The 14,333-nt window shown below is 58.3% G+C and carries 14 protein-coding genes; 1 reads left to right on the forward strand and 13 read right to left on the reverse strand.

Annotated elements, in window-relative coordinates; translation table 11 throughout:
* Positions 1–78 precede the first annotated feature (78 nt).
* A complete protein-coding gene (locus QE453_RS10315; RefSeq protein WP_244405355.1) occupies positions 79–567 on the forward strand; it encodes a hypothetical protein in 489 nt (162 codons plus the stop codon).
* A gap of 70 nt (positions 568–637) precedes the next feature.
* Here QE453_RS10315 and guaA read toward each other — a convergent pair whose 3' ends face one another.
* The 13 genes from guaA to QE453_RS10380 all read right to left on the reverse strand — a co-directional run bounded on the left by guaA (position 638) and on the right by QE453_RS10380 (position 14,200).
* Positions 638–2,215: a glutamine-hydrolyzing GMP synthase gene (gene guaA / locus QE453_RS10320; protein WP_022555471.1), complete on the reverse strand. Its 1,578-nt coding sequence runs from the start codon at positions 2,213–2,215 to the stop codon at positions 638–640.
* 82 nt (positions 2,216–2,297) lie between these two features.
* Positions 2,298–2,936 (reverse strand): 5'-methylthioadenosine/S-adenosylhomocysteine nucleosidase, encoded by a 639-nt coding sequence (locus tag QE453_RS10325; RefSeq protein WP_022555472.1) that lies wholly within the window; start codon positions 2,934–2,936, stop codon positions 2,298–2,300.
* Complete coding sequence (locus QE453_RS10330; protein WP_309777020.1) at positions 2,933–3,382, reverse strand: PaaI family thioesterase; 450 nt, start codon at positions 3,380–3,382, stop codon at positions 2,933–2,935. The genes QE453_RS10325 and QE453_RS10330 overlap by 4 nt, the downstream gene beginning before the upstream one ends.
* A 133-nt stretch (positions 3,383–3,515) precedes the next feature.
* The gene (locus QE453_RS10335; protein ID WP_035206657.1) at positions 3,516–3,968 is read right to left on the reverse strand and encodes a TspO/MBR family protein; all 453 of its coding nucleotides are present in this window, start codon (positions 3,966–3,968) and stop codon (positions 3,516–3,518) included.
* Positions 3,969–4,019: 51 nt separating this feature from the next.
* A complete protein-coding gene (locus QE453_RS10340; protein ID WP_112766158.1) occupies positions 4,020–5,114 on the reverse strand; it encodes a DUF1513 domain-containing protein in 1,095 nt (364 codons plus the stop codon).
* A gap of 4 nt (positions 5,115–5,118) precedes the next feature.
* Entirely contained in the window at positions 5,119–6,240 is a 1,122-nt protein-coding gene (locus QE453_RS10345; RefSeq protein ID WP_112766074.1) for an imelysin family protein, read from the reverse strand.
* Entirely contained in the window at positions 6,240–7,763 is a 1,524-nt protein-coding gene (locus QE453_RS10350) for a di-heme oxidoredictase family protein (RefSeq protein WP_173614972.1), read from the reverse strand. The genes QE453_RS10345 and QE453_RS10350 overlap by 1 nt, the downstream gene beginning before the upstream one ends.
* A gap of 61 nt (positions 7,764–7,824) precedes the next feature.
* Positions 7,825–9,102, reverse strand: coding sequence for an imelysin family protein (locus QE453_RS10355; RefSeq protein WP_244405353.1), 1,278 nt, complete (start codon positions 9,100–9,102; stop codon positions 7,825–7,827).
* Positions 9,103–9,256: 154 nt separating this feature from the next.
* Positions 9,257–10,546, reverse strand: coding sequence for an RsmB/NOP family class I SAM-dependent RNA methyltransferase (locus QE453_RS10360; RefSeq protein WP_035206665.1), 1,290 nt, complete (start codon positions 10,544–10,546; stop codon positions 9,257–9,259).
* 61 nt (positions 10,547–10,607) lie between these two features.
* Positions 10,608–10,973, reverse strand: coding sequence for a septal ring lytic transglycosylase RlpA family protein (locus QE453_RS10365; RefSeq protein ID WP_004439454.1), 366 nt, complete (start codon positions 10,971–10,973; stop codon positions 10,608–10,610).
* 428 nt (positions 10,974–11,401) lie between these two features.
* Positions 11,402–12,274: an SDR family oxidoreductase gene (locus QE453_RS10370; protein ID WP_309777023.1), complete on the reverse strand. Its 873-nt coding sequence runs from the start codon at positions 12,272–12,274 to the stop codon at positions 11,402–11,404.
* A 3-nt stretch (positions 12,275–12,277) separates the two neighbouring features.
* Positions 12,278–13,429 (reverse strand): tRNA epoxyqueuosine(34) reductase QueG, encoded by a 1,152-nt coding sequence (queG, locus tag QE453_RS10375; RefSeq protein WP_112766078.1) that lies wholly within the window; start codon positions 13,427–13,429, stop codon positions 12,278–12,280.
* Positions 13,430–13,507: 78 nt separating this feature from the next.
* Positions 13,508–14,200 carry a glutathione S-transferase family protein gene (locus QE453_RS10380; protein WP_006699702.1) on the reverse strand — a complete coding sequence of 231 codons (693 nt, stop codon included), beginning with the start codon at positions 14,198–14,200 and terminating at the stop codon, positions 13,508–13,510.
* Between the last annotated feature and the right edge of the window lie 133 nt (positions 14,201–14,333).

A 14,333-nucleotide genomic window follows, 5' to 3' on the forward strand; every position in this document is an offset into this window, starting at 1 on the left:
CGCTGCTCTGGCAGACATGCCGGCGACAATCTGCGTTCCGGACCACCCCATCTTTCAGGAAGAGAAAGGCAATTTCGCATGTTCGGTATTTCTTCGCTTGGCTGGATCCACACGCTCGGCAGTCTGCCCGCCATTCCCGCGGCCATTTTCATGTTTACCCGTTACGGTCGCATCGTCCCCCGATCCACGCCCGGGGCAATCTACTTTGTGTCCATGCTGATTGGCGCTGCAACTGTCTTTCTTGTGGCGCATCAGCTAATCAGCTACGTCGTTGGCGTCCTGACCATCCTGTTCCTGCTTGCAGGCTACGGTATCGAACGCGTTCTGGGTTCAACGCGTATCGCCAGATATATTGAAACCATCTGTCTCAGCATTACCGCGTTTCTGTTGATGGTCCCGACGGTGAGTGAAATTCTGCGCCGTGTTCCCGACGGTCATCCGATAGTGACAGACCTGAAATCGCCGCTGCTTCTCGGCACCCAGGCAGGATTGCTGGCGATCCTCGTGGTTGGCCTGACTGCCCAGATGATCTATCTCATCCGACAAAACAAAAACGCCGCGAACTAGTCGCGGCGTCGTCTTTCTTCCTTAGATACGGTGGCGTTGCGGCAGCAACCTCACCGTATCGAGTATGGTCCTATTCCCACTCGATCGTGCCGGGCGGCTTGCTCGTGACATCGTAGACGACACGGTTGATGCCGCGCACTTCGTTGATGATGCGGGTTGCCGCACGGCCGAGGAAGTTCATGTCGTAGGGATAGAAATCCGCAGTCATGCCGTCCACCGAGGTCACCGCGCGCAGCGCACAGACGAAGTCATAGGTTCGGTAGTCGCCCATGACGCCAACAGTCTGGACCGGCAGCAGCACGGCGAAAGCCTGCCAGATGGTGTCGTAAAGACCGGCCTTGCGGATCTCGTCGAGATAGATCGCATCCGCTTTACGCAGAATATCGAGCTTTTCACGGGTAATCGCACCGGGGCATCGGATCGCAAGACCCGGACCGGGGAAGGGATGGCGGCCGATGAAGCTTTCCGGAAGGCCGAGTTCGCGGCCAAGAGCGCGCACTTCATCCTTGAAGAGTTCACGCAGCGGCTCGACGAGCTGCATGTTCATGCGCTCGGGAAGACCGCCGACATTGTGGTGGCTCTTGATGGTCACCGAAGGGCCACCGGAGAAGGAGACACTTTCGATGACGTCGGGGTAGAGCGTGCCCTGCGCGAGGAAGTTCGGAGCACCCTTGCCATCGGCGGCAATCTTGGCCGCTTCGGCCTCGAAAACCTCGATGAACAGACGGCCGATGGTCTTGCGCTTCACTTCCGGATCGGAAACGCCGGAGAGTTCGCCGAGGAACAGGTCGGATGCGTCCACATGAACAAGCGGAATATTGTAGTGGTCGCGGAACATGCCGACGACCTGTTCGCTTTCCCCAAGCCGCATCAGCCCATGATCGACGTAAACGCAGGTCAGCTGGTCGCCGATAGCCTCATGAATGAGAATAGCTGCAACCGAAGAATCGACGCCGCCTGAAAGTGCACAGAGCACCCGGCCGGTGCCGACCTGCTCGCGGATCTTGCGGATCATCTCGGCGCGATAGGCCGCCATCGTCCAGTCGGATTTCAGACCAACGATCTTGTGCACGAAGTTTGACAGCAGCTTGCCGCCATCGGGCGTATGCACCACTTCCGGATGGAACATGGTGGAGTAATAGTGGCGCTTCTCGTCCGCTGCGATGGCGAACGGTGCGTTTTCGGAGGTTGCGATGACCTCAAAGCCTTCCGGCAGCTTCGTCACGCGGTCGCCATGGCTCATCCACACCGGGTAGCTTTTGCCCTGCTCCCAGAAGCCTTCGAACAGCGGGCTAGCCTTCTTGATGTCGATATCGGCGCGGCCGAATTCCGCCGCATGGCCGCCCTCGACAACGCCGCCGAGCTGTGTGCACAGTGTCTGCTGGCCATAGCAGATGCCGAGGATCGGTACCTTGCTGTCGAACACTGCCTGCGGCGCGCGCGGGCTTCCTTCCGCCGTGACAGATGCGGGGCCGCCGGAGAAGATCACGCCCTTGGGCTGAAGTTTCTCAAACGCCTCTGCGGCATTCTGGAACGGGTGGATTTCGCAATAGACCCCGGCTTCGCGGATGCGGCGCGCAATCAGCTGCGTCACCTGGCTGCCGAAATCGATGATGAGAATGCTGTCGGGATGGGCTATCTGGGTCATGGCGAGCCTTTAAAGAAAATGGCGGCTTTAGGCAACCCGGAAGCGGGTGGCAAACGGTAGAAAATCGCGAAAATCGCAAGGTTCAGAGGGCTATCGCGCCGTCTTCGATAGCGCGACAGAGCCGGTCAACGGCATCCGCCAGTTTTTCGTCGATGATGTGCAGATACTCGGTCCAGTCATTCACGTGTTTCACATCGGCCTTGCCGTCGGAAATACCGCGCAGGCCAATCAGCGGTAAACCGAAACGCTGGCATGCTCTTAAAACTGCATATGTCTCCATTTCCACCATATCGGCGTCGATCAGCCCATAGGCCTCGCCTGAAACGACGTTGGCGCCGGTGGAAAGCCGCGCCCCGGCAACATCGGGTATCCGCAATGGCAAGGCCACCTCCGCCGGCAGGTCGAGAAACGGTGTGCAACCCTTCGCAAAACCGAAGGGAGAGGCATCCATGTCACGATAAGAAACCGACACTGCCTGGTAGATTGCGGTCTGGTCGAGCGTGCGGGAACCGGCGGAGCCGAGCGACACAACGAGGTCTGGCAGATGGCCCGCCGTATCGAGACCGGCAAGAACGGTCGTGACCGCAATAGCCGCTTCGACGGGTCCAACACCGGTCATCAGCGGTGTGATGCGTGCCTGCAGGTGGGGACCGTATTCGGCGGAAGCCGCCATGACGAACAGGAGTGATTTATCCGCGACATGCATAAGCCGGTAGCTCATCCGGTAATATCCTCGCGTCCTTTAACCACCATCATCGTGCCCGTCATTGAGGCTATCAGCTTTGCCGGCCCATCGGACAGGGCATAGGCGCGGCCATCGGCGACCATAAGATTATTGCCGGGCTTGATGATTTCGCCGCGAAACAGAAACCGCTCGCCCCGTCCCGGCGACATGAGGTTCACCTTGAACTCGATGGTCAGCAGCGAGGCTTCCGGCTCAATGATCGTATAGGCGGCATAGGTGCAGGCGGTATCCAGACCGGCGGCGATGACACCCGCATGCAGTATGCCGTGCTGCTGCGTCAGCTTTTCATGAAAAGGGAGTTCGATTTCCACCAGCCGGTGTTCGATACGGCTGATTTCGGCGTTAATCGCCTGAACCACGCCCTGCCGCGCAAAGCTTCTTTCTATCCGCTGACGAAAATCGCCGGGATCAGTGATCTCCATGGCCTGCCTGCCTGCTTCTGCCTCATCGCAAACTGACATGGCGCGGGGCGGCAGGCAAGACAAGGGCGATGCGGCAAATTAGAGAAATTAGGAAAAATCGAGCGCGCTTTTCCTTTGGAAATGCGCAAGCACTTTAGTTGAGCATGCCGATGCTTGCGTTGAGCACCGTCGCAAAGGCGACCCATACGGCATAGGGTACGAAAAGCCACATTGATATGCGGTCACGGCGATAGGAAAGCGCTATAAAGGCGAGAATGCTGATCAGCATTGGGATGATGACAATCAATGCGCCAGCCGGACTCTGCATGCCGAAAAAGATCGGCGACCACAGAAAGTTCAGTACCATCTGGGTGAACCAGAGCCGCATGCGCGTTCCCATCGGCTTGCGAATCCATGTCCGCGCGCCAGCAACGCCGATCAGCACGTAAAGCGCGGTCCAGACAGGCCCGAAAATCCAGTTGGGCGGATTGAAGAAAGGCTTCTGCAGCGATTGATACCATTCGCCGGGCACATTGTTGACGCCGATCAACGCCCCTACGGCAACAACGACAACCACAAAGACAATATAGATCGCAAGATTTCTCATGATCCGTCCAATGCGCCGGCTGGGCTTTTGTTCCCCTGTTTTTTCAATATTTTAGCTGGATAGCCGCACGATGTGCTGGTCCCATGCCACATCGCTGCGCCGGGTTCCGAAAAACCCCTGATAGGACGAAACCGCGATGCCTCTTAAGGCGGGCGCAACACCTGCCGCGTCCCGCACTGTCGTCTCGGAAACCACACGCCCGGTTTTCGCATCCAGCGTCACGGCGGCGTTGCCGTTGGGCGAGGTCAGGCCAACCAGCTGATCGCGTCGGTTGACGGCGATGGCACCCACATAATTGGCAAGGCGGACCGTTGTTTCTTCCGGTAGATCCACAAATGTTACATCCTCACCCCTAGAGAAATGGCCGACAAGTGGCGGAAGATCGTTGCGCGGTCCTTCATACTGGCAGGCGAACCAGATGCGTCCGTCATCCCCGATATCGACATGACGTGTGGATAGCTGCCGCAGTCCGTTCGGCATCGCGTGTTTCTGAATCAAATGGCCGGTTGCGGCGTCCAGCAGCACGAGAGAAGGTTGCATCCTGTCGACGTTGAGCTTGGTGCGGCCGAAATCCGGATGGGTTTCGATACCACCATTTGCGATGATGATCGTTCGCCCGTCGTCGCTCACCGTCATGTCATGCGTGCCGACGCCATGCGCGTCATATTCGCCGATGCGGATGAAGCCGTTTCTGGCGTCATAGAGCCCGATAACGCCACGATTGCCGTCGAAGTCGTTTTCGCTGGCATAGAGGATCGACCCATCTGGCGAAAACTGTCCATGACCGTAGAAATGGCGGTTTTCCGGCGTGTGCATCACGATCGGTTCGCGATGCCCCCCGGGGTCGAAGGCCATAAAGAATGTCCCCGGCCGGCGGGCAAAGGCCACGGTCATGCCGGTCGCGCGGCTCGTCGCCATTCCATGGGCGCGGGCAGGAAGCGTGACGCGGTCGATGATCTCGCCGCCCTCGCTCACCGTCGCAATGCCGTAGGACCCGTCACGGGCGCGGAAGGCAGAAGCAAAGACCGCGTCTGTCCGCTCAAGCGCATAAAGTGAACGGGGAGCCAAGGCGGAGAGGAAGGAAACTCCCGCCGCTTTGATGAAGCTGCGCCGATCTATCAGTGTCCGCCTGGTGCCGGAGATCATCGGTTCAATCCCCATCGGCGAAAGAAAAGCCGGAACTGAGGCCAATCGCGCCGCCATATTGATCGTTTAACCGGTAGATAAGGTCTTTGCCGTTCAGCAGAAGATAATCCACCTTCGCGCGCTGATCGTTCTGATCCAGCGCCTTTTGCACATCTGCATCGATTGTCCCGGCCACGCGGATCATCGATTTGGCAATGAAGTCGATGGAATTTACGATGGAGCGTTGGTCGGGTGGGACGAGTTCGGCCATATCGGCGGTATGCAGCAGTGTCTGAATGGCCTTGATGTTTGTGGAGATGCTTCTCCATGTCAGGCCAGACCGCCAGTAAATGGCGGTGCGGGGAAACGTCGCCTTGTCCGGCCCCTTGTAAAAGGTCTCGATCCGCTGGTCGCGGATCGCCTCGGCGCCGTGCACCAGAATGCCGAGCAGGGCAACCAGCGCCTCTCGTTCGTCGCGGAAGACGGGGTTATCAGGCCCCGGCTGCGTCCAGTTTTTCTGTGCGCCATCGGCCGCGTTCCAGCTATCGGAAAGCTCTGCCGCGACATCGGCGATATTGCCGGCAATGGCGGCTCCGAAACGGCAGCGGAAATCGCCCTTCTTATCAAGAAGTTCGTCCGCGCCGGTGCCGTAGAGAATGAATTCCAGGGCGCCCAGCCCCTGTGCGGCAACGCTCTTGCCACTCAGTCCTTCAGCGGTTGTAACGCTTTCATCCTTGTCGGAAAGGTAACGCTGAACCTGTTTCAGCCCGAGCCCCTTCTTGTCGGGATAATAAAGGACGCGCTCGAAACGGTTCTGTTCGATGACAGGGCCGACACGCACGATCTCGATGGTCGACCAGCTTGAGACGGTATCGGCAAAGGCGTCCTTCGCCGTCTTCTCCGTCGTAGCAGAAGGCGCCGCGCAGAAAGCCTTCATGCTGTCCTCCAGCGTCTCTGCGGAGCGTCGGAAGTGGTCGTAGCCGGGTCGGATGAAGCCGGTCACTGCCTTTTCCATGACGCCGCGCACCTGTGCGGGGTTGAGCGGTGGCGGCGGCATCAGTTCCACATCCTGGGCCATGGCCGGCTGTGTGGTCAAAAGCATCAGCATGGATATGAGGCCGGAGATTTTTCGCATGGCTTTTTTCATTAAAGAGACTCCAGAAAGGCCAGCAAAGCCTGCCGGTCGGATTTTTTCAAGACGGCAAAGGCGTCGCGCGCTTTCTGCCCTTCGCCGCCATGCCATAATATCGCTTCCGTCACGCTGCGTGCGCGCCCGTCATGTAGGTAAAAACCATTGCCATTCACGCGTTCTGTCAGACCTATGCCCCAGAGAGGCTGGGTCCGCCAGTGTCGTCCGCTTGCTTCGCCCACCTGTTGGCCATCGGCAAGCTCCTCTCCCATGTCATGCAGCAGAAAATCGGAATAGGGCCAGATAAGCTGAAACGCATGCATCGGATCGGCGGCATCGCGTCGGGTGACGAATTTTGGGGTGTGGCAGGCCGTGCAGCCCGAGGCGTAAAAGAGTTGCTTGCCCCGCAGCACCATCGGCTCACCGACATCACGCCGTTGCGGCACGGCGAGGTTTTCAGTGTAGAAGGTCACGAGATCGAGAACCTGATCCGGCGCCTCCACTGGCCCGAGCCGCGGTTGCACGCCCGTTGGCATGGCGAGACATTTTTTCTGCCTGTCGGTACAGTCGCCATAGGCATTCGGCGCATCCGGTGTGGAGATGCCGATATCGTGGGAGAAAGCGCTTGCGCTCTGGTCGCGTACGCTCGCGTTCTGAGCTTTCCAACCAAACCTCCCGAGTTTCGTTTCGCCGGTGCGATGATCCTTGACCCAAGCGGGACGCCCTTGAATGCCGTCCCCATTCTTGTCGTCCGGATCGGCGTTGGCCAGAATATCGGTGTCGCTGATAGCTTCTATCAAGCCAAGCCCAAGGGTCGGCATGGCAATGCGTGCTGACAGCGAAGTATCGGCGCCGAGCGGGCCATATTTCAACTCTGCCACGACATAATCAGGCTGTCGCAACGTCACCATCTCGCCATCCGCCAGGGACACCCGCTTTTCCGTATAGGTGATGACAGCCTTGCCCTCGGCCTCAAGGCCGGGAATGGCAAGATTCTGAAGCTGCCGTCCATAAGTGTCGTCAGGAAAGTTCAACACTTCATGGCGCGCGATTGCCGTCCGTTCCGCCTCGTCTCTAGCCGGCCTTGCCAGCCGTAGAAACAGGGAGACGGCGTCTTCGCCGGCAAGAGGCGGACGGCCCCTGCCATCCTTCACATGGCACGTCTGGCAGGATCGGGCGTTGAAGAGCGGCCCCAAACCGTCTGAAGCCTGCGTGGAAGAAGGAGAAGAGACCCACAATTTCTGAAACAGCGCGTTGCCGAGCTTAAAATCCTGCCTCCGCTTCGGGGGCATGGTGGCTGAAGGATGGGAAAACGCGTTGCTGTCAGTTCTGTTGGTATTGGTCGACGCCCCGCCAGACATGGCTTCGAAAGGCTCCGGGCCGGTAAAATCGATCACCGGAGCGGTGACTGCAAGAACGCGGTTTCTGTCATTTTCCGTCAGATCGTCACGCAAGGATGCGGCAAGCGTCGCCGTCGCCAAAAGACAGGCTGCCCCGGCGAATAAGAACGGCCTACGGATCGGCGACAGAGACGTTTCCATGAAAGTCAAACGCGTGTGGGGAGGAACAGGCCGCAGTCTCCCTGCGGCCCGTTCTTGCCGTTTATTTGAAAACGGCGTTCGGATTATCGAGGCTGGCGGATCCTTCGAGGTCAATCTTGCCGAGATCGAGCGCTGCAATGACGCGTTCGACCGATTTCGTCTGGTCGAGGAGGCCATCGATGGCGGCCTGAACCACGGCGTTGCCTTCCTTGTTGCCCTCGCCAATCATCTGATCGTAGGCCTCAACCGTCTGAGCGCGCTTTTCCATCGCGTGCATGACATTGAGCGTCTTGTCCAGCTTCACCAGCATCTCGTCGTTCAACGCCTTGTCTTTGGCGCCGACCAGTTCCGAGAGCGACGCGCCAGTCATCTTCGTTCCGTCCACACGGGTATAGTCGCCGGTATAGGCCGAGGCGATGCCGATCGCGTCGTTGAGATGCGAATTATAGGTATTGTCGGAGAAGCAATCATGCTCCTCTTCCGGATCGTGCAGCAAAAGGCCAAGTTTCATGCGTTCGCCGGCCAATTCACCATAGGAGAGCGAGCCCATGCCGGTGAGAATGGCGGTGAGGCCTGCCTTCGGATCGCCTTCCAGCGTTTTGGTTGCTTCGCCTTCCGGCGCCCAGGCGTCGACCATCTCCTGCAGATCCTTGATCAGCAGGGTGGAGGCGGATTTCAGATAATCGGCACGGCGATCGCAATTGCTGTTCGTGCATTTCGCCTTGTCATAATCGGTGTAAGGGCGGTTGCCTGCGCCCGGCCCGGTGCCGTTCAGATCCTGGCCCCAGAGCAGGAATTCGATGGCGTGGTAACCGGTCGTCACATTGGCTTCGACATCGCCCGCCTCGTGCAGGCTTTCGATGAGTTCCGGGGTGATCTTGGAGGCGTCGACCTCTTCACCACTGATCTTGATCTTCGGGTTGGCGATGATATTCGCAACATAAAGCTCGTTTTCGTCGCTTTCCGTGCCATAGGAACCATCGACGTAGTCGATCAGGCCTTCGTCCAGCGGCCAGGCGTTCACCTTGCCTTCCCAATCGTCAACGATCGGGTTGCCGAAACGATAGACTTCCGACTGTTGATAGGGAACACGTGCCTTGATCCAGGCTTCCCGCGCGGCCTTTAGCGATTCTTCGCTCGGTGTGGCGATCAATGCGTCGACGGCCTTATCCAGCGCCTTCGCTGTGATCAGCGAATCCTCGTATTTCGCATGTGCGACATCGGCATAGTGCTTGACAACAGCGGCCGCGTCGGTGGCAGCCTTTGCAGGAACCGCGGTGAAAGCCGCCGATGCGGCAAGAAGCGCGAAAGAAGCGCTGAGAATGGTTTTGCGGATCATGATCCCTCTCCTTGAGCAGGCATGAAATAACTTCACGCTGCGGCAAGCGAGTTCTGACCCAATCACAAACTTGTGTCAAACATTCTAGTTTAGAATGCTTTGAAACAAGCCCGTGCTGTATTTCCCAGGTAAAATCCCTGGATGCAAAATGCTTTTATGCTCTGCGTTTCATCAGGCAGAAGAAGAAACCGTCCGTATCTGTGGTTGCAGGCGTGAGCGTCACTGTCTTGCCGTCGGAAGAATGCGGTTTGTTGGCACTGCTGCCGAAAGTCGTTTGCCACCGCTCCAACGCCGAACCAATGGCAAAATCTGGATTTTGCTCACAGAAGCGACGGACCTGCTGTTCGTTTTCTTCGGGAAGCACCGAACAGGTTACATAGAGCAGCTCTCCGCCCGGGCGCACGAATCCCTTGGCCTGCGAAAGTGCCTCGCTCTGCTGTTGCACGCGCTCTTCCAGATTGCGCGCGGTCAGCCGCCATTTGGTGTCGGGGCGCCGCCGCCATGTTCCGGTTCCGGTGCAGGGGGCATCGACGAGAACGCGGTCGAATTTTTCCTGAAACGGCGTGAGGCCCGATGCGCGGTCATGAACCTGCACATTACGCGTGCCGGCCCGCTTCAGCCGTTCGATGATCGGCGCAAGGCGCTTGCGGTCGGCGTCGAAGGCGTGGACCTGACCCTTGTTGTTCATGCTGGCAGCCATGGCCAGCGTCTTGCCGCCGCCGCCTGCGCAATAATCGAGGATCTGATCACCCTCATGCGCGCCGGCGAGATCGGCGACGATCTGCGACCCCTCGTCCTGCACTTCGAACCAGCCCTTCTGAAAGGAGAGTTCGGCGGTGACGTTCGGCAGGCGGGATGGGCCTTCGCCTGCGGGAATGCGAACACCCTGACGGGCGATGTGCGTGGCCTCCGCGCCGCTTTCCTCAAGAACCTTCAAAACCTTTTCACGGGTCGCCTTCAAGGTGTTGGCACGCAGATCGAGAGTAGGGCGCTCATTGAGCGCCTGAGCCTCAGTCAGCCAGCGCTCCCCGAATGCGGTCTCGAAGGAAGATTGCACCCAATCGGGAATGTCGCCCTGAACATGGGCCGGCGCCTCGGCAAGGGAACGGGAGAGAAATGCCTGCTGTCTTTCAGCGTCCGGTGCGGCAGGCGCGAATTTGTCACCATCGAATTCCGCTGCCAGTTCCGTGAAGCTCTTGCCCCATTGACGCAACAGAACAGCGTAGCCGAGTGAGGTGGCGCTGTCGTCATCCATCAGCCAGGCGTGCGACAGTTTCATGCGCAACGCATCATAGACAATGTTGCCGATCGCGGCCCTGTCGCCCGACCCGGCGAAACGATGGGCAAGGCCCCAGTCCTTCAGAGCATCGGCGACGGGACGCCTGCGTCCCTCAATATCCGCCAATACTTCGATTGCTCCGGCCAAACGCCCGCCTAATCGCATTGTCTACCTCGTTTTCCTGACAAGTCCGGTTGGTAGACGCGAATGGCGGCGAGGGCAAGGCTCAATCGGCTTTGACGACCTCGTAGCAGACCTTGGCAGTGCCGGAGTTGATCATGCCGATGTTTTTGGCCGCAGCCTTGGAAAGATCGAGAACGCGACCCTTGATAAATGGCCCGCGGTCATTGATGCGAACGACAACGGCCTTGCCGTTGCGCGCGTTGGTAACCTTGACCTTGGTGCCGAACCGCAGGGAGCGGTGAGCGGCGGTCAGGTTGGCGGCGTTCATACGCTCGCCAGAAGCAGTCTTGGAGGTCAACGCATACCACGATGCGCCTCCACAACCATTTGCCGCATTCGCCTGAAGAGGCGCGATGATGGAACAGGCGGCGATAGTTGCAGCGGTGAAAGTTATACGACGGATATTCAAAACAGTGCTTCCCTGAAAATCGGCCCCGCGCCGATTGATTGTGCCCTTGCTAAACGGCCATGAACTGGCCTGAACGCCTTTTGATGCGAGATTGTAGGGCGAGGGAAAAATGGCGAAAAAAAGCTGATCTCAAATCACGAACTGTTACAGACTGCAACATTCGTGATCATCGGCCGGAAGCTGCCATTGCCGCGCCCGTTTGAAGAAGCGGAAAAAATAACGCAGAATCAATGCTCAATGGGAATGCTGTTGCAAGTCACGGCTTCGTGAATCCACTTCACGAAATGTGAGTGAAATATTTTTCTAATGACTATGATTTTAGTCATTTCGGCTTGGTTAATAAAATCCTAATTGGCTGAAATAAGACGAAAACCATCCGCAAAAGCGGGATTGGAAGGATTTTTCATCGCTTTTGGAGATGGCATTTTTCAGCCTCGCCAGAGGCCGTTTTCCCATAATTGTCGAAGCGAGGCCCTGTACTCCGGGAAGCGAAAATCGAAGCCCAGATCGCGAATTCTGGCGTTGGAAACGCGCTTGTTCTCGCCATAAAAAGAGCGCGCCATCGGTGTTAGATCGGCAGTTTCAAAGGCCTGTTCGGGTGGTGGTTCCACTCCCATCAGCGCTGCCGCGAAGCTTACCACATCCTGCGGGGGGCAGGGTTCATCATCGGTCACGTTGAATATGCCGCCTTCGTGTTTCTGTGCCAGGAAGGCAACCGCCGCGCCGATATCCTCCACGCGGATGCGATTGAATACCTGGTCCTTCTTCACCAGCCGCCGCGCCGTTCCCTTCTCAAAATTCATGAAGGCATTGCGCCCCGGGCCATAAATTCCGGATAGACGCAGGATGGAAAGCGGCGCGTCGGCGTCGCGGGCCGCTTCAGTCCATGCGGCCTCAGCCGCTACCCGCTCCACAGAACGTGGGGAAACGGGGCGGCAGGGTGTTGTCTCGTCCACCCAAGCGCCGCCGTGGTCGCCATAAACACCCACGGTAGAAAGATAAGCGATCCATGCCAGATTGGGCAGGAGCTTTTTCAAGTCGCCGCCCAGAAGCGGAAGCAGAGGATCGCCATCCTTGCCCGGCGCGACGGATTGTATGAGATGCGTGACATTGCCCATCGCAGCGACGAGCTCATCATTGAGCTGGACGCCGTCAAAGAGCAAGGGCGTCATGTGTGCGCTGGCGAGGCCAGAGAATTTGTCCTGACTGCGCGTGGTGCCGGAGATCCCTGCTGCTTGGGATTTCAGCGCGTTGGCAATGGCTTTCCCCGAATAACCCGCGCCAAAAATCATCACATGCATGGTTCACGCCTCTGCCAATTGCCATTCCATTTCCGCCTCCGGATCAGTCTCCGGTGCGCGCGTGGCAGAGTATGTACGGAATTCCTGTCTGTCCATAAGCCGCGATAAAGCCCATGCGGCCATGCCGCGTACCTCCGGCGAAGGGTCCGTTTCGGCAAGAGCCTTGCATCGTTCCACGAACTGCCGGTTTCCGGAGTTGCCGGCCGCAATCAGCACATTGCGGATAAATCGGCTACGGCCGATGCGTTTGACGGGAGAGCCACTGAAAAAGCTGCGGAAGGCAGCATCATCCAATGTCAGGAGGAAATCGATAGACGGATCTTTCAGATCATCGCGCGCCTGCAATTTCATTTCCGAGGCGCTGGCCGCGAACTTGTTCCATGGGCAGGCGGCGAGGCAATCGTCACAGCCGTAGATGCGATTGCCCATCATCGGCCGGAACTCATGCGGAATTGGCCCCTTGTGCTCGATGGTGAGATAGGAGATGCAGCGACGGGCGTCGAGTTGATAGGGGGCGGGAAAGGCCGCCGTTGGACAGGCATCAAGACAGGCCCGGCAGGAGCCGCAATGATCCTTCTCGGCCTCATCGAGACAGAGATCAGCGGTGGTGAACATGCTGCCGAGGAACAGCCAGGAACCATGGCTGCGGCTGACGAGGTTCGTGTGTTTGCCCTGCCAGCCGAGGCCGGCAGCGGCGGCGAGCGGTTTTTCCATCACCGGGGCGGTGTCGACGAAGACCTTCACATCCTCGCCGGCGCGTGCGGCAAAGCGCGTGGCGATTTCCTTCAGCCGCCCCTTGATGACGTCGTGGTAATCGCGATTGCGGGCATAGACCGAAATGGCTGCCTTGTCCCGTCTCGAGAGCAGATTGCGCGGGTCTTCGTCGGGACCATAATTGAGGCCGAACATGACGATGGAGCGTACATCGCTCCACAGCGTTTTCGGCTCCGCCCGCCGGGCCTCGGTTTCTTCCAGCCACGCCATCGTGCCGTGATAACCTTTGCCGAGAAATTCTCTCAGCCGTTCCGGTGCGAGCGGAATGCTGTCCGGCGCTGTGACGCGACATAGATCGAAGCCAAGCGAAAGGGCTTCCTGACGAATGAAATCCGTCAGTTTGCGCGCGCGTATCCGCTGCTTCTCGTCGGCAACGTCGATGGTAGTCTCTCCTGCGGGTTATTGCGCGTCATATATAGGCGCAGTCCCGGGCCGCAGCAAATAACCGAAAGGCTGAACTTAAAAGTCCAGATCGGCATAATGGGAGGAGGGGGCGAGGCGCGGAATACGCTCGCTCAGGAACGGCCGGAAGGACGGACGGGATTTCACCCGCTGGTACCATTCCTTGGCGATGGGCGCCTCGAGCCAGTTGATCTCGCCGAGATAATCCAGAACCGAAACCGCGGCTGCGGCGGCAAGATCGGCATAGCTCAGCCGATCACCCGCCAGCCATGTGCGCGAACCGGCCAGCCATTCCAGATACTTTATGTGCTGGCGGATATTGTTGCGGGCTGTGCGCAGCAATTTGGAATCCGGCGGGCCGCCGCCTTGCGCGGTCGTCATCTGCAATTTGTAAACACGCTCCCGTACCAGCGGCCGGGTCACGTCATTTTCCATCTTCTGCAGAAACCATTCCGTCAGGCGGCGAATTTCCGCGCGCTGAAACGGGTCTTCCGCCAGAAGACGCCTGTCACGCTTCAAAACCCCATGGGTTTCATCGAGAAATTCCGCAAGCACGTAAGGCCCGCTGAGGGAGCGCATATTGTCGTCGAGATAGACCGGCAGGGTGCCAGCCGGATTGAGCGCCAGAAACTCCCGCCGTCTTTCCCACGGTTGCTCCTCCACGAGATCGGTCTGGAACCCGTATTCCGCAAGGATCAGACGAACGAACCGGGATGCGGTCGACATCGGAGAGTGATAGAGAGTTGGCATCGGTACTCAATTTTTACGATTGGTTGTCATGATCGGCATCTGCCGGAAAACTTTTTCAGTTTCGCTTCATCAAGACGCTATAAGAGCTTGGCTACTTTAAAACAAGTTTAACGCAATTGCCTTCCATTGCCAC

Source organism: Agrobacterium sp. SORGH_AS_0440, assembly GCF_031453135.1.
GTDB lineage: Bacteria > Pseudomonadota > Alphaproteobacteria > Rhizobiales > Rhizobiaceae > Agrobacterium > Agrobacterium pusense.